At 64.2% G+C, this 18,190-nt stretch carries 21 protein-coding genes; 15 read left to right on the top strand and 6 right to left on the bottom strand.

Features of this window, described 5'->3' with window-relative positions; all coding sequences use genetic code 11:
• Positions 1–123: 123 nt before the first annotated feature.
• Positions 124–663 (top strand): orotate phosphoribosyltransferase, encoded by a 540-nt coding sequence (gene pyrE, locus A5779_RS15585; protein ID WP_064883433.1) that lies wholly within the window; start codon positions 124–126, stop codon positions 661–663.
• 29 nt (positions 664–692) lie between these two features.
• On the opposite strand, the gene A5779_RS15580 is transcribed toward pyrE, so the two are convergent.
• Positions 693–1,217: a hypothetical protein gene (locus tag A5779_RS15580; protein ID WP_064883346.1), complete on the bottom strand. Its 525-nt coding sequence runs from the start codon at positions 1,215–1,217 to the stop codon at positions 693–695.
• Positions 1,218–1,305: 88 nt separating this feature from the next.
• Here A5779_RS15580 and A5779_RS15575 point away from each other — a divergent pair, with 88 nt between their 5' ends.
• Both A5779_RS15575 and A5779_RS15570 read left to right on the top strand, forming a co-directional pair.
• The gene (locus tag A5779_RS15575) at positions 1,306–2,001 is read left to right on the top strand and encodes a response regulator transcription factor (protein WP_064883431.1); all 696 of its coding nucleotides are present in this window, start codon (positions 1,306–1,308) and stop codon (positions 1,999–2,001) included.
• On the top strand, positions 1,994–3,115 hold the full coding sequence (locus A5779_RS15570) for a sensor histidine kinase (RefSeq protein WP_064883344.1): 1,122 nt from the start codon (positions 1,994–1,996) through the stop codon (positions 3,113–3,115). The genes A5779_RS15575 and A5779_RS15570 overlap by 8 nt, the downstream gene beginning before the upstream one ends.
• 24 nt (positions 3,116–3,139) lie before the next feature.
• Here A5779_RS15570 and A5779_RS15565 read toward each other — a convergent pair whose 3' ends face one another.
• Positions 3,140–3,832 carry an alpha/beta hydrolase gene (locus A5779_RS15565; RefSeq protein ID WP_064883343.1) on the bottom strand — a complete coding sequence of 231 codons (693 nt, stop codon included), beginning with the start codon at positions 3,830–3,832 and terminating at the stop codon, positions 3,140–3,142.
• A 43-nt stretch (positions 3,833–3,875) separates the two neighbouring features.
• On the bottom strand, positions 3,876–4,814 hold the full coding sequence (locus tag A5779_RS15560; protein WP_064883341.1) for an oxygenase MpaB family protein: 939 nt from the start codon (positions 4,812–4,814) through the stop codon (positions 3,876–3,878).
• Positions 4,815–4,924: 110 nt separating this feature from the next.
• Here A5779_RS15560 and A5779_RS33015 point away from each other — a divergent pair, with 110 nt between their 5' ends.
• Entirely contained in the window at positions 4,925–5,632 is a 708-nt protein-coding gene (locus tag A5779_RS33015; RefSeq protein WP_082941702.1) for a TetR/AcrR family transcriptional regulator, read from the top strand.
• Between the two features lie 41 nt (positions 5,633–5,673).
• On the opposite strand, the gene A5779_RS15550 is transcribed toward A5779_RS33015, so the two are convergent.
• Positions 5,674–6,273 carry a TetR/AcrR family transcriptional regulator gene (locus A5779_RS15550; protein ID WP_064883339.1) on the bottom strand — a complete coding sequence of 200 codons (600 nt, stop codon included), beginning with the start codon at positions 6,271–6,273 and terminating at the stop codon, positions 5,674–5,676.
• A gap of 159 nt (positions 6,274–6,432) precedes the next feature.
• On the opposite strand from A5779_RS15550, the gene A5779_RS15545 reads away from it, so the two are divergent.
• From A5779_RS15545 to A5779_RS15505, 9 genes are all read left to right on the top strand, one after another.
• On the top strand, positions 6,433–7,386 hold the full coding sequence (locus tag A5779_RS15545) for a sterol desaturase family protein (RefSeq protein ID WP_064883337.1): 954 nt from the start codon (positions 6,433–6,435) through the stop codon (positions 7,384–7,386).
• A 3-nt stretch (positions 7,387–7,389) separates the two neighbouring features.
• On the top strand, positions 7,390–8,631 hold the full coding sequence (locus tag A5779_RS15540; protein ID WP_064883335.1) for a cytochrome P450: 1,242 nt from the start codon (positions 7,390–7,392) through the stop codon (positions 8,629–8,631).
• 3 nt (positions 8,632–8,634) lie between these two features.
• On the top strand, positions 8,635–10,215 hold the full coding sequence (locus A5779_RS15535; protein WP_064883333.1) for an MFS transporter: 1,581 nt from the start codon (positions 8,635–8,637) through the stop codon (positions 10,213–10,215).
• 21 nt (positions 10,216–10,236) lie between these two features.
• Positions 10,237–10,452, top strand: a complete 216-nt coding sequence (locus tag A5779_RS15530; protein ID WP_064883331.1) for a hypervirulence associated TUDOR domain-containing protein — start codon at positions 10,237–10,239, stop codon at positions 10,450–10,452.
• Complete coding sequence (locus tag A5779_RS15525) at positions 10,445–10,990, top strand: DUF488 domain-containing protein (RefSeq protein WP_064883329.1); 546 nt, start codon at positions 10,445–10,447, stop codon at positions 10,988–10,990. The genes A5779_RS15530 and A5779_RS15525 overlap by 8 nt, the downstream gene beginning before the upstream one ends.
• Positions 10,987–11,325: an MGMT family protein gene (locus A5779_RS15520; protein ID WP_064883327.1), complete on the top strand. Its 339-nt coding sequence runs from the start codon at positions 10,987–10,989 to the stop codon at positions 11,323–11,325. The genes A5779_RS15525 and A5779_RS15520 overlap by 4 nt, the downstream gene beginning before the upstream one ends.
• A gap of 171 nt (positions 11,326–11,496) precedes the next feature.
• The gene (locus tag A5779_RS15515; RefSeq protein ID WP_064883325.1) at positions 11,497–13,680 is read left to right on the top strand and encodes a catalase; all 2,184 of its coding nucleotides are present in this window, start codon (positions 11,497–11,499) and stop codon (positions 13,678–13,680) included.
• 98 nt (positions 13,681–13,778) lie between these two features.
• Positions 13,779–14,477, top strand: a complete 699-nt coding sequence (locus A5779_RS15510) for a HemK2/MTQ2 family protein methyltransferase (RefSeq protein WP_064883323.1) — start codon at positions 13,779–13,781, stop codon at positions 14,475–14,477.
• Positions 14,474–14,662, top strand: a complete 189-nt coding sequence (locus A5779_RS15505; protein WP_055110950.1) for a CDGSH iron-sulfur domain-containing protein — start codon at positions 14,474–14,476, stop codon at positions 14,660–14,662. Before A5779_RS15510 ends, A5779_RS15505 begins: the two co-directional genes overlap by 4 nt.
• Position 14,663: 1 nt before the next feature.
• Here A5779_RS15505 and A5779_RS15500 read toward each other — a convergent pair whose 3' ends face one another.
• Positions 14,664–15,683 (bottom strand): iron-containing redox enzyme family protein, encoded by a 1,020-nt coding sequence (locus A5779_RS15500; protein WP_064883321.1) that lies wholly within the window; start codon positions 15,681–15,683, stop codon positions 14,664–14,666.
• A 218-nt stretch (positions 15,684–15,901) separates the two neighbouring features.
• Here A5779_RS15500 and mbp1 point away from each other — a divergent pair, with 218 nt between their 5' ends.
• Positions 15,902–16,144: a microaggregate-binding protein 1 gene (mbp1, locus tag A5779_RS15495; protein ID WP_064883428.1), complete on the top strand. Its 243-nt coding sequence runs from the start codon at positions 15,902–15,904 to the stop codon at positions 16,142–16,144.
• Between the two features lie 152 nt (positions 16,145–16,296).
• On the opposite strand, the gene A5779_RS15490 is transcribed toward mbp1, so the two are convergent.
• Positions 16,297–16,497, bottom strand: coding sequence for a hypothetical protein (locus tag A5779_RS15490; protein WP_064883319.1), 201 nt, complete (start codon positions 16,495–16,497; stop codon positions 16,297–16,299).
• Between the two features lie 318 nt (positions 16,498–16,815).
• On the opposite strand from A5779_RS15490, the gene A5779_RS15485 reads away from it, so the two are divergent.
• On the top strand, positions 16,816–18,162 hold the full coding sequence (locus A5779_RS15485) for an MFS transporter (protein WP_413784922.1): 1,347 nt from the start codon (positions 16,816–16,818) through the stop codon (positions 18,160–18,162).
• The last annotated feature ends 28 nt before the right edge of the window (positions 18,163–18,190 follow it).

The raw sequence follows: 18,190 nt of genomic DNA, 5'->3' as shown, positions 1-18,190 counted from the left end.
CTAGAGCCCCTCCCACCGACGGCGGCGACGCCGTTCCGTATGAGGAATCCAACCCCAGATCTCGCGTGTGTGACAGCCCCACACGCCGGCCCACTCGTCACATCTAGTGCCACGATGAACAGCATGGACCGCCAACTGCTCGCTTCGGATGTGGACCGCGCCTGTCGCCTCCGAGGACAGTTTCAGCTTCGATCAGGCCAGATCTCTCACGAGTACTTCGACAAGTACTCGTTCGAGACAGACCCTCGATTATTACGACGCGTGTGCGAGGCCATGGTTCCGCTCATTCCTGCCGATACCGACCTGCTCGGTGGCCTAGAACTCGGCGGCGTCCCACTGGCCACCGTTTTGAGTCAACTCACGGGCATACCAACACTATTCGTACGGAAAGCCGCCAAGGCCTACGGCACCTGCAGGCTCGCCGAGGGTGCCGACACCGCCGGAAGAGCGATCACTCTGATAGAGGACGTGATCACCACCGGCGGTGCCGTCCGGGATGCAGCTCAGGCCATACGCAGCGAGCACGGCAAGGTCTCGACCGTAATCTGCGCGATCAACCGAAGTGCTGATCCCACCACCGTCCTACGAGACGTCGGACTGACCGTTCGTGCTGTCTTGACCAAGGACGACCTCGACGCCGTCCGACCAAGCACAACCGATTAACTCGACGTCAACCCCGAGCCTTTGGGTTCTCAGCCCGGCCGGCCAGTCCCCTCTGGCGGGAGCGCGGCGGCGAAGAAGTCGTGGCACGCCTCGACCGCGGGCTTCAGCTCGGGAATGCTGCCGGCGCTGACGTCGCCACGCATCCTCGAAGTGTCGATGAGCGGATCGCGTGCGGTGCCCGGGTCGGGGAAGTCCGGCACACCATGGTCGCGCACGCATTGCGCGAATTCGAGCGCCGCGGCCTGCTGCGCCGGCGTGCGCTGGGCGTCGGACCAACCCGAGGGCTGGAGATTCGCACACGCACCGATCGCGTTCTGCCAGGTGGCCTTCGGCACAGAGATGCCTCCATAGCTAATTTGGCCTTGTGCGTTGGGATTTGGAAAGTCCGCGACGCCGTTGGCCCGCATGCACTCGGAGTACCTGGTCGTCTGTTGCTGACCCGCCGGGTCGGCGACAGCCTGGGAGGCGAAGGCCACACCTCCCGCGCCGATCAATGCGGCGACGGCGAGGGTGACGAAGGGGCGTCGGTCGTGTGCTGAGTTGTCGTTTGTCATGGCCGCCAGTCAAGGCCCGACGGTGTTGTCGGCGCGTATGCGATTTTCGATATGCCGACGATATGAGCGAGCTCGTAGCGTGGAGAGCATGCGTGTGTTGGTCGTCGAAGACGAGCCCTATATGGCGACGGCCATCCGCGACGGTCTGCGTCTGGAGGCGATCGCCGCCGATATCGCCGGTGACGGAGACACCGCGCTGGAGTTGTTGAGCATCAACACCTACGACATCGCCGTGCTCGACCGCGACATCCCCGGCCCCTCGGGCGACGAGGTCGCTGAACGTATCGTCGCTTCGGGCAGCGGGACGCCGATCCTGATGTTGACCGCTGCAGACCGGCTCGATGACTTGGCTTCGGGATTCGAACTCGGTGCCGACGACTATCTGACCAAGCCGTTCGAACTGCGAGAGCTCGTGCTGCGGCTGCGAGCACTCGACCGCAGGCGCGCCCAGAGCAGGCCGCCGGTGTGGGAGATCGCGGGCCTGCGGCTGGATCCGTTCCGGCGCGAGGTGTACCGCGACGGCCGATATGTCGGCCTTACCAGGAAACAGTTCGCGGTGCTCGAGGTTCTCGTCGCGGCCGAAGGCGGTGTCGTCAGTGCCGAAGAGCTCCTGGAGCGGGCGTGGGATGAGAACGCCGACCCGTTCACCAATGCCGTGCGCATCACGGTGTCGGCGCTGCGCAAACGCCTCGGCGAACCCCGGATCATCGCGACCGTGCCCGGGGTCGGCTACCGCATCGAGAACGCAGCGGGCTCCGGGCAGGGGGAACGAAACGATGGATAGAACACCGGGATTGAGCCTTCGGCTCAAGCTCACCCTCAGCTACGCCGGGTTCCTGATGGTCGCCGGCGCTCTGCTGCTCACCGCCGTGTGGGTGTTCCTGCTGCGGTACGTGCCAGACCGGATGATGATCATCCCGGGCAGCACTGACATCGAATTCCCCAACGATGTCTTTCCCATCCGGTCCAGGCTCCTGCACGTTTTCGCTCCCAGAGCCGCCGTCGTGATGGCGTTTCTGCTGGTGTTCGGTCTGGTCGGCGGGTGGCTGCTGGCCGGCCGAATGCTCGCACCCCTGACGCGCATCACAGCCGCCACCCGCATGGCCTCGAAAGGATCACTGTCACACCGAATTCGGCTGTCGGGGAGACGAGATGAGCTTCGCGAACTCGCCGACGCCTTCGACACCATGCTCGAGCGGCTCGAAGCACACGTCGCCGAACAGCAGAGATTCGCCGCCAACGCCTCCCATGAACTGCGCACCCCGTTGGCGATCACGCAGACCCTGCTCGATGTGGCCCGCCAGGATCCCAACACCGACACCGGTGAGCTGGTCGAACGCCTGTGCGCCGTCAACACCCGGGCGATCGACCTCACCGAAGCGCTGCTCCTACTCAGCCGTGCTGATCAACGATCCTTCACCCAAGAACACATCGACCTGTCGCTCATCGCCGAGGAAGCCACCGAAACGCTGCTGCCCCTGGCGGAAAGACACGGCATCATCCTCGAGACGTCCGGCGACGTGGCGCCCACCACGGGCTCTGCCGCGCTCCTGCTGCAGATGGCCACCAACCTGGTGCACAACGCGATCGTGCACAATCAGCCCGCTCATGGAACCGTGTGGGTCACCACGAGGGTTGACCCGACCTCCGTGATGCTCTCTGTCGAGAACACCGGCGACAAGCTCACTGCACCAATGGTTTCCACGCTGGTCGAGCCGTTTCAACGCGGTAGCGAGCGCGTGCGTACCCACCACGACGGTGTCGGGCTCGGTCTGGCGATCGTCAACAGCATCATCCATGCCCACGACGGGACGCTCACCCTCACTGCCCGCCCCGGCGGCGGGTTGCGGGTCGTGGTGCAGCTGCCCAGGGTGGGGGCAGATCAGCAGCCGGCATGAAACAGCCGCCTCCCGGTTCGCCAGTCAGGCCTCGTGTGTGGCGGCCTCCTCGATGAGATCGGCAACCGCACCGGCCTGTGACGCCAGCGAGGCGTGGCTGGCGTCGAGTTCGATGATTCTGCGAGGGTTCATCCGCTGGGCCATCCTGCGCTCATTGTCTGGGTGAATCATGCGGTCGGCGGTGGAGACCTGGTAGAACACCGGTTTGACCTTCCACGCCGGGTCCGTTGCCGTGTCGCCGAACGTGGAGGCCAGCGGCGCTTTCTGGGTCACTGCCATGACGAGGGCCCGGTCAGCGGGGAGATCTTGGCAGAAGCTCTCGCCGAACCTTTCCGGCTTGATCCAGAGGTACCCATCGGAGTCCGCAGCGAGGTTTTCGATCGCCGCGGGAGGCATCTCCTGGCTTATCTGGCCGGGGCTTTCACCGGTATCGGGTGCGAACGCCGCGATGTAGACCAATGCGGTGACGTTAGGGAGCGTACCGGCTTCCGTGATGACCGCGCCGCCGTAGGAATGTCCCACCAACACCACGGGGCCCTCGATCTGTCTGATCATCTTGCGGGTGCGATCGGCGTCGTCGGCCAGCGAAGTCAATGGGATCTCCACCGCATGCAGTGAGGTGTATCCGCGCCTGTTCAGCTCGATGATGACTTCGCCCCAGTGCGCTGCTCCGCCCCAAAAGCCATGCACCAGAACAATTGCCGGTTTTCCAATCATGGTGACCGTTCCTCTCTTCGAACTGATTTCCACGTCGGTGCGACTACCCGATGCTGCGAAGTGCCTGACTTTGGATGCGGTGGCCATGTGGGCACAACCGCTTGAGTACCAACGGATAGGTGCCGGTGCGATGCAACATGGTCATGGCGGCCCGAGCGCCCACGATGGTTGCGGCATCGCCGGCGGACGAAGCGGGCAGTCCGCTGAGGTGTCGAATGTGGCGCGGAACGAGGGCAAGCCCGGCGCGGGCAAGGACGGGATAAGCCCGGAACAGGGCAGCTTTGACGGGGTCTCCGTCCAGCGCACGCGGGTGCAGGATGGCGTCGAGCGCACCCCGGGTCTGTGCGTTGACGCAGATCAGATGGCGAGAGGCGGCCCACAACCTGCGGTACTCGTCACGGGTGCACGGAATATGCTCCGGCATAAGGTGTTCGGCGATACCGTGCCGCACCGCTGAGGCGCGGATGTCGTCATAGTCGATCCCGAAGGTTTCGAAGGCGATGGCCGCTTCCGCGAAGAACTGGTCCTGCTCCTCCTCACAAAGACCGGTGGTCAGGGTCTGGTAGGCGTAGAACACCGAATGCCAGGACAGCATGTGGTTTCCCAGGCGCAGGTAGGGATCCATCGCGCTGTAGGACTGCCCGGTCATCGGCTCACTGCCCTCGATGCGGGCGTGCAGGCGGTCCAGGCGCTGGTTGGCCGCCGCCACGGTAGCGGTGTCGGCGAACACGGCGGTCAGGAAGTAGTACATGGTGCGGTTGAGCCGACCGAGCGGGTCCTCGCGGTAGCGGCTGTGTTCTTCGAGTGCGGCGGCACCATGCGTGCTGCACACCATGTCGAGCACGAACGAGCGCATGACGCCGGGGATGGCGGCCGGATGCGACCACACCCGCCACGACACCGATTCCGGTCCGAACAGGCCCTCGTCGGCTCTCCGTGCGGGCAGGTCCAAGTGGAACTGCTGATCGGTCGAACTTGTCACGAAACGCCTTTCTCAGGTGGTCAGCGAGCAACCTCAAGAAACACACAGTGTGTTTCTTTAGTGAGAATACACAGTGTGTTTCTTACGTCAAGAATCGGTAAGGTGAGGACGTGACCGCCGAGGTGGACGTAGCCCTAGACGACAGAGAGCTTGCGCGGGCCACATTCGCGCTGCTGTCAGGAACGTCCGCCGACCGGTTGCCGCGCCACCGCCACAAACTCAGCCGAGAAGAAGTCCGCAGGTCGCAGACCGCGCGAATCCTGGCTGCGGCCATCGAGCTCTTCGGGGACCGCGGATATGCGGAGACGACCGTGGCACAGATCGCCGACCGAGCCGGGGTTTCCCGGCGCACCGTTTACGACCTGTACGACAGCAAGGAAGCGGTGTTCCTGCACACCTACCGCTGCACGCAGTTGCTGATGGCCGCAGCCGCCGGTGTGGGCAACAGCTCACCACAACGCTTCACGCAGCGGACGTTGTCTGAGGCGGTGCGGCAGCTGCTGGCGGTCGTTGCCGCGTCCCCCGCGGCGGCCCGAGCATTCTTCCTGGAAGCCACAGGAGCCGGCGCTGTGGTGCGCGCCCGCCGCAACGACGCTATCGCCGAGTTCGTCACTGCGGTGACGCCCGGCTTGCAGCACCTGCGCGCCACCACCGAACCCGACCTTCCCCCTTTGAGTTTGGGCCTGTGCAATGCACTCGTGGCCGCAGCCATCGAACTCGTGGTGCAGCATCTGGCCAGCAACGACCCTGAGACGCTCACCGAGATCGAACCAGCCATCACTGAGATTATTCGGGCTGTCGTCACGCCCAACCACTGAACGCCGCAGCGCGGAGTACATGGGGTAGCTCTCAATTACCTCTAACGAGATATGTTGCGCAGCAGGCGAAATGCGAAGTCGAGCACATCCTCGGGGGGTGGACCGTCAGGATTGGCCAGCCAGGAAAAGGTGAGGCCGTCGAAAAGCGCGGCGATCAGGCTGGCGGTGAGGTCGACGTCGAGTTCGGCTCCGCCCGCATTGAGTTCGTCGACGAGCGGCGCGATGTCGGCGCGAGCCATTTCGTGATAGCTGCGGTAGAGCTGTTGCGCCATCCCCCTCAACTCCGGGTTTCTCAGTGCCATGGCAGTCAGTTCGTAGGCGCCGAGCTGACGTCCCGCCTCATCCGCACGGATCTTCTGGAACGCCGCCTTCCAGCTGCCCGCCGGGTCACCGTCGGCCTCCGGTGGTGCGGTTGCGGTGGCGGCATCGGCCATCACTGAGTGCAGGACGGCTTCGAGCAGCTCCGCCTTGCCGGCGAACCAGTAATGGAAGATGCCCTGTGGCAACCCAGCCTCCTCGGCGATACGCCGAGTTGTCAGAGCCGCGACACCGTCTCGGGCCATCACCCTGACCGCCGCGGCAACGAACGCATCGCGCTTGCTGGTATCACGCCGGTCGGTACTGCGCGCCGAGCTGGTCATGCCGCCAGTCTGCCAGACCGACAAACGGGCAGGTCAAAGCCCTCAAATCGATACTCGGGGCGAGGTACGTCACAAGTTAGGTCACTTGACCTAGGCGGTTGACCTAGAGATGATGGTGGCGTCGCAGACGCGATACGGACAGGGAGAAAGAAGGACGTCGTGCCAGAGCTGCTCGACAAGATCTCGTTGTGGTCGCTACCGGCTTTCGCCGTGCTGATCGCCGTTGAGTTCCTCGCCTACTACTGGGAGAAGCGCCGAGCCCAGCCACCCAAACGACCCATGGTCGGGGTGAACGCCAAAGACGCGGTGACGAGCCTGTCGATGTCGGGCATCGGCGCGTTCACCGACGTCATCAGCAAGACTTTGCAGTTACCGGTATTGCTGCTCGCCGGCGCACTGGCGCCGGTTCAGTGGTCGACAACCTGGTGGCTGCCGGCGCTGATTCTGGTCGACTTCGTCTACTACTGGGAGCACCGGGCGCATCACCGGATTCGGATGTTCTGGATCGGCCACACCGTGCATCACTCCAGTCAGCACTTCAACCAGACCACCGCACTGCGCCTGGGCTGGCTGATGCCAACCGACATCCTGTCGTCATTCCTGTTCTACGTCCCGCTGCTGCTGCTCGGTCTACCGGTGTGGCTGCTGTTCCTGCTGCAGGCCATCATCTTGACCTACCAGTTCCCCATCCATACCGAACGCGTTGGCCTGCTTGCCCGTTGGATCGAGTTTGTCTTCAACACCCCGTCACACCATCGCGTGCACCACGGCGTCAACAACCCCTACCTGGACAAGAATTACGGCGGCATCTTCATCATCTGGGACCGCATTTTCGGTACGTATGCCGAGGAGACCGAGCCGGTCGCCTATGGCTTGACCAAACAGATCAGCACCTACAACCCGGTCAAGGTCAACTACGGGGAACTGGCCCGCGCCGCCCGCGACGTGTGGAACGCCAAGACCTGGAACGGACGTGTCAACTACCTGCTCAAGCCTCCCGGCTGGAGCGAAACCGTCACCGCCACAACTGTGCTCGGCGAGAACACGGCCACCGCACCGCAGTTCGAAACCTCTACTGCGGCCACGGCCGCGACGATCCAGAAAGCGAGCTGACCGATGAAATCCCCCGACGTTCCTGCCAGCCCCCAGGCACGCTTCGAAGCGCTCTTCGATCCTGCCATCCGGGCTGACCCCTACCCCGCCTACCGCGCCGCACGCCACGCCGCACCCTTCGCACTACCGGAGCTCAACATGGTCGTCTTCGGCAGCTTCGCCGACTGCGACCAAGCCCTGCGCCATCCGGACGGGGCCAACGACCGTCGCAAATCGGCACAGGTCCGCAAAGCCATTGCCAACGGCGCCGACCCTGCCGACTTCGACACCCACAGCTTTCTGGTCCTCGATCCTCCTGATCACACCCGGCTTCGCCGGCTGGTACAGAAAGCCTTCTCCCCGCGTCGGATTCGCGAACTGGAGCAGGAAATCACCATGCTCGTTGACGAACTGCTCAACCGGGTGGACAACACAGCAAACCTCGTCGATGATCTCGCCTATCCGCTCCCGGTCGCGGTGATCTGCCGTCTGCTTGGAGTGCCCATCCAAGACGAACCCCGGTTCGGCCATGCGTCCAAGCTCATCGCGCAAGGACTCGACGACTTCATCCCAGCCGTCGACGATTTGGACGCCGGTCGGCAAGAACGTGATCATGCCGCCGCGTGGATGTACGACTACCTACGCGGCCTCATCCACGAACGCCGTGGCAAGCCGCGGGATGACCTGATGTCCGCCCTCGTCGCCGCCGAGGAAGCCGGTGACCAACTCACCGAAGACGAGGTCGTAGCCACGTGCGAACTGCTGTTCGTGGCGGGACACGAGACCACGGTCAACCTCATCGCCAACGCAGCACGGGCCATGCTGACCCACGCGGGCCAATGGAGCGCCGCCGCCGAGAACCCCGACCGCATGGCCGCCGTGGTCGAAGAGACACTCCGTTGGGATCCGCCGGTACAGATACTCGACCGCATCGCCGAACGCGACATGGTCATCGGCGACACCGTCGTGCCCGCGGGCGACACCGCTGTCCTGCTTTTGGGTTCCGCCCATCGAGACCCAGCCGAATACGATCACCCCGACGCGTTCGACCCCGACCGGCCGGCCTTCCGTCATCTCGCCTTCGGTCACGGGGTGCACTTCTGCCTCGGGGCACCCTTGGCCCGACTGGAAGCCGTTACCGCGCTCAAGGCACTGACGGCGCGCTATCCGCACGCGCAGCTGTCCGGCGCACCCACCTACCGGCCCAACGTCAGCCTGCGCGGAATGTCTCACCTCCCCGTCGACTTGGCCAAAAGGGTGCACTGATCCATGCCCGCACCACTGTGCGCACGCGAAGTACCGGTGAGGGCCGGCGTGCGGGAGTGGGCGGCTCTCGCCGTTCTCATGCTCGCCACCGTTCTGCTGGCGATCGATGGCACCGTGCTGTACCTCGCCGTTCCTGCGCTGGCCGCCGACATCACACCAACGGCCACGCAGATGCTGTGGATCGGCGACGTCTACTCCTTCGCCCTCGCCGGACTGCTCGTGACGATGGGCAACCTCGCCGACCGCATCGGCCGCAAACGGCTCCTACTCATCGGCAGCATCGGATTCGGCTTGGCTTCCGCACTGGCCGCGTTCTCGACCACACCTGAAATGTTGATCACGGCGCGCGTGCTCCTCGGTGTCACCGGCGCCACCATCATGCCTTCCACGCTCTCGATCGCGCGCAACCTGTTCGCCGACCCAGTACAGCGCACCACCGCGCTCGCCGCATGGACCGCCGGCGCCACCGGCGGCGCCGCGCTCGGGCCCCTCGTCGGCGGCTTCTTGTTGGAGCGTTACTGGTGGGGCTCAGTGTTTCTCATCAACGTGCCGCTGATGGTCGTCGTGGTCCTCGCCGGCATCGCCCTGCTACCCGAATCAAAAAACCCTGACGGCGGGCGGCTCGACCTCGTCTCCGCAACACTGTCGATCGCTGCGATCGTGCCGACCGTGTTCGCCGTCAAACACGTCGTCGGTACCGGCTTTGACTGGACCGTGGCTGCCTCAGTCTTCCTCGGAACCGGTGGCGCATGGGCTTTCCTCCGCCGACAACGTGCGTTGACCCAACCACTGATCGACCTGAGCCTGTTCCGACTTCCTGCGTTCAGCGGTGCAGTCGCGGCCGACACCATCGCCATCTTCGCGTTCATCGGCGTCATGTTCTTCTTCTCCCAACACCTTCAACTGGTCTTGGGCATGAGCCCCTTCCAAGCCGGACTCGCCGAGCTGCCCGCGTCGATCGCCACCGTCGCCGTCGTGGGGATCGTTGGCCATCTCCTGACCAGGCTCGGGCGAGGTCGAGCCATCGCCGGCGGCCTGGCGATCTCGGCGCTCGGATTGGTCAGCCTGGCCATCACCGAAGGCTGGTCAACCTACTGGGGAATCGGCGTCTCGCTGGGCATCATCGGTCTCGGAGTCGGAGCCGCCATGACACTGTCCACCGACGCCGTCGTCAGCGCCGCTCCCGCCGAACGCGCCGGAGCCGCCGCATCGATCTCAGAAACCGCCTATGAACTCGGAGTCGCCCTTGGCATCGCGGTACTCGGTACCTTGCACACCGTCTTCTACCGAACCCGACTACCCGTACCCGAACACCTCAGTGCCACCGACCGCGTCGCCCTCCACGACTCACTGGCCACAGCCACCAATCACTTCGCCAATGCGCCGCACCTTCTCGCACAAGCCCAGCACGCCTTCACCTTCGGGGTGCAAGTCGTCTCCTTGATCGCCGCGGTCCTACTCGCCGCTGCAGCTGCTGTCGCACTCAAGGTGATTCCCTCCACGCCGGTACAACGCGGCCAGCCGACTCGTGCCCATCGGGGCCTGGACGGTCCTCGACCCGGACGTCGCCGGGGCCGTACATAATGGCTTCACAGAGGAGTTGCTATGCCTGACAAATTCAATGTCGGTGACCACGTGGCGTGGAACTCGGAAGCCGGGCACGTCTCGGGCACGGTGGCCAAGGTCCACACGCAGGATTTCCAGTACAAGGGCCACACCCATCGGGCCTCGACCGACGATCCACAGTACGAGATCAAAAGCGACAAGACCGACCACGTCGCCGCTCACAAAGGCGGCGCCCTGCGGCTCGTCGATGAGTGAACCCGTCTTCACGATCGGACACTCCACCCGAACGTTCGCCGAGTTCGCGGGGTTGCTCCGCGACAGCGGCGTCCAATTGATCGTCGATGTTCGGAAGCTTCCAGGCTCCACTCGATATCCGCAGTTCGATCAGGACTCGCTGTCGGCGTCGCTCGGCGATGCGGGAATCGGCTATCAGTACGCGCCGGGATTGACCGGCCGCCGTACCGTCAGCACCGAAGTGCCGTTCGCGGTCAACGAATGGTGGAAGAACCGCAGCTTCCACAACTATGCCGACTACGCGATGTCCGAGGACTTCCGGCGCGCCCTCGATGAGTTACGCGAGTGGAGACGCACCTCACGGATCGCCGTGATGTGCTCGGAGGCAGTGTGGTGGCGCTGCCACCGGCGGATCATCGCCGATCATCTGCTCTCCCACAACGAGACGGTGTGTCACATCATGGGCCCGGGACATGTCGATACTGCGCAACTCAGCGCCGGCGCCGTCATCGGGCCTGCCGACACAGTCACCTATCCAGCCACCGGAGAACGACCATGACCAGGCGAGAAGCTCTCAACGAGGCAGTACGCGCGGTGCTGGACGACATCGAGCCGGGATTCGTCGCGACCTATGGCGACGTCGGCCGGCGATTGGGCATCTCGCCACGACAAGCTGGACGGGAAGTGAGCAGAGTGCCTGACGATGTTCCGTGGTGGCGCGTCGTGCGTGCGGATGGTGAACCGGCAGCCTGCCGCGATGGTCGCGCTGTGGTGTTGCTCAAGTCCGAAGGGGTTGCGTTCCAGGGCGGACGCGTCGACCTGGCCCGGGCCCGGTATCCGTGGGACGCTTCACGCGTCGTGGACCACGCTGATCACCACGACCCTTCCGCGTAGAGGTCGGGTCACGCAGGCGCCGTAGGTTTTTGGCTCTCGTTCGACCCGCTGCGTTTGCGATCCGATGCAGCCGGGTACCAGGTAACTCCCGGCGCGCAGCCGCCGCGCCGTCCCGTGCGGGCCGCGGTGTGGCGCTGACAGCCCCAACTCTCTCTACGCTTGGAGTGTCCGATGCCCCCTTCACGAAATCGAGACCAGAAATCCCCCGCCCCCGTCGGACCCGCGGGGGTCGCCGAAGGTTTTCTCGGACAGGCGGACTCACGAGCACAGACCGGACGGTATCTGACCACGGCGCAGGGCGTACGCATCCCAGACACCGATCACTCACTCAAGGCCGGTCGCCGCGGCCCCACCCTGATGGAGGACTTCCACCTCCGCGAGAAGATCACCCACTTCGACCACGAACGTATTCCGGAGCGGGTGGTGCACGCCCGCGGAGCGGCCGCACACGGCACATTCGAGGCCTACGGCAATGCCGCCGGCGTCACCAAAGCGGACTTTCTGGGCAAGAAGGGCAAGAAGACCGAGGTCTTCTGCCGGTTCTCCACCGTGCTGGGCTCGCGCGGTTCGGCCGACACCGTACGTGACACCCGCGGGTTCGCGGTGAAGTTCTACACCGACGAGGGAAACTTCGACCTGGTCGGCAACAACATGCCGGTGTTTTTCATCCAGGACGGCATCAAGTTCCCCGACATCATCCACGCCGGCAAACCGCATCCGGATCGCGAGATCCCACAGGCGCAGTCGGCGCACGACACCTTCTGGGACTTCGTGTCGCTGCACACCGAAGCCACCCACCACGTGTTCTGGAACATGAGCGACCGCGGCATCCCGCGTTCCTTCCGGACCATGGAAGGATTCGGCGTACACACCTTCCGTCTGGTCAACGCCAAGGGCGAAACCAGCCTGGTGAAGTTCCACTGGAAGCCCATCGCCGGGGTGCACTCGCTGGTCTGGGAAGAAGCGCAGATCACCGCCGGGGTGGATCCGGACTTTCACCGGCGCGACATGGCCGACGGCATCGAGGCCGGTGCTCCATTGGAATACGAACTCGGCATCCAGGTGATGCCCGACGACGGCACGGACGCGTTTGAGGGCATCGACCTGTTGGACCCGACCAAGATCGTGCCCGAGGAGCTGGTTCCGGTGCAGCTGATCGGCAAGCTCACGCTGGACCGCAACCCCACCAACTTCTTCGCCGAGACCGAGCAGGTGGCATTCCACACCGGCAACCTGGTGCCCGGCATCGAGGTCACCAACGATCCGCTGATGCAAGCTCGGCTCTTCTCCTACCTGGACACCCAGCTCACCCGCCTGGGCGGGCCGAACTTCACCCAGCTGCCGATCAACCGGCCGCACTGCCCGGTGAACGACATGCTGCGCGACGGCATGCATCAGACCGCCGTGCACACCGGCCAGGCGCCCTACCGGCCCAACAGCATCGACGGTGGGGAACCGTTGGTCGCCGACGCCGAGGAAGGCGGCTACGTCCCGACGCCGCGGGTCGTGGACGGCCCGGTAGAGCGGGCACAGCCGGCGTCGTTCGACGATCACTTCAGCCAGGCGGCGATGTTCTACCGCAGCCTGACCAAGATCGAGCAGGACCACGTCGCAGATGCGTTCACTTTCGAACTCGGCAAGTGCTTCGAGCAGGCCATCAAAGAACGCGAACTGCAGGTGCTCGCCAACGTCGACACCGAACTGTGCCAGAAGGTGGCCGCCGGTCTGGGTCTGCCTGCGCCGAAGGGCAACCCGCCCAAGGACGTTCTGATCTCACCGGCGTTGTCCCAGATCGTCACCGAGCCTGGTCCCGTCGCGGGGCGCAAGGTCGCGGTAATCGCTGATGCGAATTCAGATCTGGCCGGAATCGCCACGCTGACAAAGTCTCTGAACAAACTGGGTGTGCAGGCGTTGGTCGTCGCCCCGCACGGCGGCACCCTCAAATCAGGGCGGCGTTCGGTGGTGGTGGAACGCACGTTCGCCACCGCCCGCTCGATCGAATTCGACGCAGCCGTCGTGGCGGCGGGCACGGCACCGACCACTGACATCCGGGCCATCGTGTTGTTGCAGGAACTGCTGCGACACTGCAAGGCACTGGGCGCCTGGGGCGACGGAGTTGCGCAACTCGATGCCGCGGGGATCGACCGCACCTTGCCCGGAGTGTTGCTGGCCGGTGAGGCAGACAAGACGTTCACCACCGAACTCGTCGCCGCCCTCGGCCTGCACCGGGTCTGGGACCGCGCCGATGTGGTCACCGCTTCTGCCATTCCACCGTCGAAACCCGCTCTCCCGCCCGCGGTCTCGGGTAAACGGTCTGCCGCCAAGAAGGCGACTCGGCGCGCCCGCGCAAAGTAGGACACCGACGCTCGACTGAGATCAACAGCGTTTGAACAGCGGCGATAGCGGGCATTAACCACGGGCAGTGTTGACCCCTTCACCGTTGAGAGGCCGATGTGACAACCGCATACAACCCGGAGCTCCACCCGATCAGCACGATTGTCGTGGCAGATGGTGTCTATGCCCCACAAGAAGATTCTCAACTGTTGATCGATGTGATGGAAGAAGCCGGCCTGGCAGTCGGCCGGACCGTTGCGGATCTGTGCACCGGCAGCGGCGTAGTGGCGATCAACGCCGCGGCCCAGGGAGCGTCGGCCGTCGCGGCCTTCGACATCTGCCAGCGTGCGGTGCGGTGCGCCCGGTCCAATGTCTTGGCGCACAATGTCGCCGTCGACGTGCATCTGGGATCCTGGGCGCGGGCCGCCGAGTTCGGGCCTTTCGACCTGATCACCTGCAACCCACCGTACGTTCCACATGACTCGGACAACGCGGCGCCGACGGGAGTGACCGGTCCGGCGCGTGCGTGGGATGCCGGTGAGGACGGGCGAATGGTTCTGGACCCGCTGTGCGCCGCGGCGCCCGACCTGCTCGCCGACGGCGGCAGCCTGCTGCTGGTCCAATCGGAATTCGCCAACCCCCGTAAGACTTTGGCGGATCTGTCCGCTGCCGGCTTGGACGCCGATATCGTTGCCTGGCAGTGGGTTCCGTTCGGCCCGGTGCTGTCCTCCCGCGCGGAGTGGCTCGAAGAAACCGGGCGTCTTGAACCCGGCCGACGCGAGGAGGAACTGCTGGTGATCCGCGCGGACAAGCCATGAGTGACGCCGACCGCCGCACTGTGCGGCCGGTGCAAGGGGGCCCTGTGATGGTGCAGGGCCCCGTTCGAATCGAGATGCCTGATGGCACGGTGGTGGACTCCGACCGCTTCATGGTGGCTATTTGCGCGTGCCGGCGCAGCAAGGATTATCCGCTGTGCGACACCAGCCACCGGCGCCGGCGATGACTCAGCTCAGCGGGCAGCGCAGCGAGGACTGACCGTTGGCCCATCGACCCATCATGTGATCGGCCAGCCGGTCCTCAACCAGAGCGTGGGCTCGAATCCCGAACACCACATCCGTCTCGAGGTCGGGCTCGCGGGCCAACAGATCACCCACCACGTCGGTGCGGACCACCTGCTCGTGCACGGCATCGGCTTCTACATGTTCTGCGTAGAACCCAACGCACTCCTGCGGTGCACCAAGGCGCTCCAAGGCCTCCACCAGCCGCCGCGAACCCGGCGAGGAGGTGATTTCAGTTGAGGCGAAGTGCCCGACCGCCGCACCGCGCAGCTTGCGATGCAGACCGAACAGGGACATCAGGTTCACCGCCGCCAGCGATTCGGCCGGCACATTGTCGATGTAGCCGAGGTAGCTCGAATCCAAGCCGGCGGCGCACATCAGGTCGGCGAACAACTGCTGGTGCAGCCGCGGCCCGCGGCCGCCGCCGAACTCATCGAATTCCACCGCGACGAAGGACGCTTTGGCCTGGCCTGTCAGCCGCGGGATGGCCCAGGCGTGCGGATCACCTTCTTTGAGGTGATACAGCGAGCGGTGCACGAAGTATTCGCGCATCTGCTCCCAGGTTCCCTTGTCGCGCAGGTGATATGACAGGCCTTCACCGTCGACCGGCTCGATCGAGATCTTCTCCATCTCGGCCGGCGCGGTGTCTCCGGGGTGAATCTCACCGACGCCACGCCGCACTTCCGTCAGGAACTCCCGCTCCAACTTCCCACGCAAGTGCTGCAGACCGGCATCCCACTCCCAGCCAGGGTCCACGCCGGCGAAGCCGCGGTAATGCAGCTCGTAGCAGACATAGAGCGCCAGGTGTAGGTCGAGACCGCAGGGGTCGGAATCGGCCAGCGACGCCTCGACGCGAGACAGCTGGTTACAGGGCGCCCGCTCCCCCAACAACCTGATAACCGCAGCCGACAACGGACCACGGGGGTCTGGCAGCGTGGGCTCGGTAAGGATTGGCGCAGACGTCACGGCGGTATACCTACCCAGAAGAGCGGCGGAGTAATCGGGATGCTCGGCCGGTTGCCGGGCGGGCGGCGGAACATCGACGAAATCGCCGACAGCAGTGTGAACCCCGTCGCAGCCGAAACGGCAGCCGTTTACTGCGAGGCCATTTGGGCAATCCTGCTGCAGCTTGGAGAGGCCGAGGCCTCGTGGAACCCGCCAAACACCAGGAACGGAAGGCAAGCATGACCGAGAAGAACTCAGGTCCTGAAGAAGGCATCAAGGCCGTCGTCGAGGATGTCAAGGGCAAGGCCAAGGAAGCTGTAGGTACCGTGACCGGTCGCGACGATCTGATTCGCGAGGGCAAAGCTCAGCAGGACAAGGCCGACGCTCAAAAGGACGTCGCGAAGAAGGAGGCCGAGGCGGAGTCGGCACGGGCCGGAGCCAAGGCGGCCGAGAAGCGGCAAGAGGCTTACCAGCGACCGTAACCGGGCGTGTTTGAAGAGATAGCCCAGCCCCCTGCGGGTTGGGCTATCTCTCGTCCGGAGGCCAGTGCGGCCTCCTTCTGGCTCAGAACCAGACCCAACTGCCGATTGTGCTTATGGAAGGCCGGTCGTCACGGAGCTTGACGAGTTGCCGATCAAGCTTGTCTGTCGATCAATGCCAAGAGCTTGAGAGGCGCGGCAGCGACGAGGACCGCGACGAGAGCCGAGAGTGTCAACCCCAAGAACGCTGCCGTGAGCGTGAGATACATGGCAGTTTGCAGCCGCTCTAGAACACCACTCATGAAGCAACCTTTACGGACGAACTGACGCTCTTGCGGTGCGCTCTCGTCGCGCACAACGCAGACCTTAGGCCGCGCGCCGACGGGGCCGGAGTTACGTTATGTAACGAACTCGCCGGAATCATTGACACTCTGACACCGGGTCATGCGGAGGACTGCCAGCAGTCTCTCTTGCCGACATGTCGCCGTGCTGTCGACGCCAAACCACGAAAGCTCCGGACGCAACTCATACCGAGGCTGGATCAGCTGATGCCCAAATAGTCTTGGACGTGCATCAATACTCTGCTCTACATTCCACTGTGAGGCGGGTCACTCGCCGATGCATCCCCTGACCACCACGCACGGGGTGGGTTGATCGAAAGGAGCGGAAGTGTGATCACGCCGCCCGCGCCCGCCGACTTGCAGTCAGCGGTGTCGAAATTCTTCCGCCGCGTTGTGCCGCTGCTGATCATCATGCTGATCTGCAATCAGCTCAACCGCGCCAACATCGGTTACGCCCAGGAATACCTCGAAGCCGACGTCGGCATCGGAGCTGCTGCTTACGGCTTCGGGGCGGGCGTGTTCTTCGTGGCCTACGCACTTTTCGAGCTTCCGAGCAACATCCTGATGGAGAGGTTCGGCGCCCGGATCTGGCTGACCCGCATCATGATCAGCTGGGGTCTCGTGTCCGCCTCCATGATGTTCGTTCGAAGCGCCGAAATGTTCTACGTCCTGCGATTCCTGCTCGGCATGGCCGAGGCCGGCTTCTTCCCAGCCGTCATCTACTACATGGCCAAGTGGTTACCCGACAGCCACCGCGGACGGGCAACGGCGCTGTTCATCGCCGGCTCCTCGATCGCCGCCGCGATCTCGGGTCCGCTGTCCGGCCCCCTCCTCTCGCTGCACGGCCAGGGCGGTCTGCGTGGATGGCAATGGCTGTTCCTCATCGAGGGCATGGTGTCCGTACTGGTCGGCATCGTCGCGTATTTCATGCTCAACTCGAAGATCCGAGATGCCAGATGGCTGAACCGCGCTGAACAGGACGCCCTCATCGACGCGATCGACGCAGAGGAAGCACAAAAGACCAAGACCTCCGGCGTCGAGGGAAAAGGCAACCGCTGGAAGATGCTGGCCGACCCCAAGCTCCTGCTGTTCTGCTGGATCTACTTCGCCATTCAGCTTTCCATCTACGCCAACACGTTCTGGTTGCCGTCAATTGTTCGCCGGATCCACGGCCTCAACGACATCACTGTCGGCCTGCTGTCGAGCCTTCCCTGGATCAGTGCGGTGATCGCGATGTATCTGTCCTCACGCCTCGGCGACCACAGACCTGACCTGCGTCGTCCTCTGCTGATCTTCGCTCTCCTCACGGCCGCGGTCGGTACCTATCTCGCGGCCATCACCTCACCGTTACTGGCGCTGTTGTTCCTGTGCATCGCTGCCATGGGCTTCAAGAGCGCCAGCCCGCTGTTCTGGTCCATCCCCCAATCCTCGATGCACCCGTTGGTGCTGGCCCCCGCGATCGCGATCATCAACTCGCTGGGCAATCTGGGCGGCTTTGTCGCACCGTTTGGTTTCGGGTTGATCAAACAGGCCACGGGCGCAGTCACCTGGGGTCTGTACGCACTGGCTGTCGCCAGCCTGATCGCCGCCGCGTCCGTCATGCTCGTGCGCAAGAAATCGGTCGACGTCACCGACTACCTTTTCCCCGAGCCTGCACCGGCCGACAAGACCTCGCACTGACGAGCCTCAACCACTGCCACAACAGTTT

The sequence above is a fragment of the Mycolicibacterium peregrinum genome, from assembly GCF_001665625.1.
Taxonomy (GTDB): domain Bacteria; phylum Actinomycetota; class Actinomycetes; order Mycobacteriales; family Mycobacteriaceae; genus Mycobacterium; species Mycobacterium peregrinum_B.
This window is presented reverse-complemented; position numbering and strand designations above follow the sequence as displayed.

Coding starts and splice junctions, on each gene's coding strand:
- mbp1 (WP_064883428.1), top strand. CDS start 15,902: ATGACCGAGAAGAACTCAGGTCCTGAAGAAGGCATCAAGGCCGTCGTC.
- A5779_RS15535 (WP_064883333.1), top strand. CDS start 8,635: ATGCCCGCACCACTGTGCGCACGCGAAGTACCGGTGAGGGCCGGCGTG.
- A5779_RS15530 (WP_064883331.1), top strand. CDS start 10,237: ATGCCTGACAAATTCAATGTCGGTGACCACGTGGCGTGGAACTCGGAA.
- A5779_RS15580 (WP_064883346.1), bottom strand. CDS start 1,217: ATGACAAACGACAACTCAGCACACGACCGACGCCCCTTCGTCACCCTC.
- A5779_RS15550 (WP_064883339.1), bottom strand. CDS start 6,273: ATGACCAGCTCGGCGCGCAGTACCGACCGGCGTGATACCAGCAAGCGC.
- A5779_RS15515 (WP_064883325.1), top strand. CDS start 11,497: ATGCCCCCTTCACGAAATCGAGACCAGAAATCCCCCGCCCCCGTCGGA.
- A5779_RS15570 (WP_064883344.1), top strand. CDS start 1,994: ATGGATAGAACACCGGGATTGAGCCTTCGGCTCAAGCTCACCCTCAGC.
- A5779_RS15540 (WP_064883335.1), top strand. CDS start 7,390: ATGAAATCCCCCGACGTTCCTGCCAGCCCCCAGGCACGCTTCGAAGCG.
- A5779_RS15575 (WP_064883431.1), top strand. CDS start 1,306: ATGCGTGTGTTGGTCGTCGAAGACGAGCCCTATATGGCGACGGCCATC.
- A5779_RS15505 (WP_055110950.1), top strand. CDS start 14,474: ATGAGTGACGCCGACCGCCGCACTGTGCGGCCGGTGCAAGGGGGCCCT.
- pyrE (WP_064883433.1), top strand. CDS start 124: ATGGACCGCCAACTGCTCGCTTCGGATGTGGACCGCGCCTGTCGCCTC.
- A5779_RS15565 (WP_064883343.1), bottom strand. CDS start 3,832: ATGATTGGAAAACCGGCAATTGTTCTGGTGCATGGCTTTTGGGGCGGA.
- A5779_RS15520 (WP_064883327.1), top strand. CDS start 10,987: ATGACCAGGCGAGAAGCTCTCAACGAGGCAGTACGCGCGGTGCTGGAC.
- A5779_RS15525 (WP_064883329.1), top strand. CDS start 10,445: ATGAGTGAACCCGTCTTCACGATCGGACACTCCACCCGAACGTTCGCC.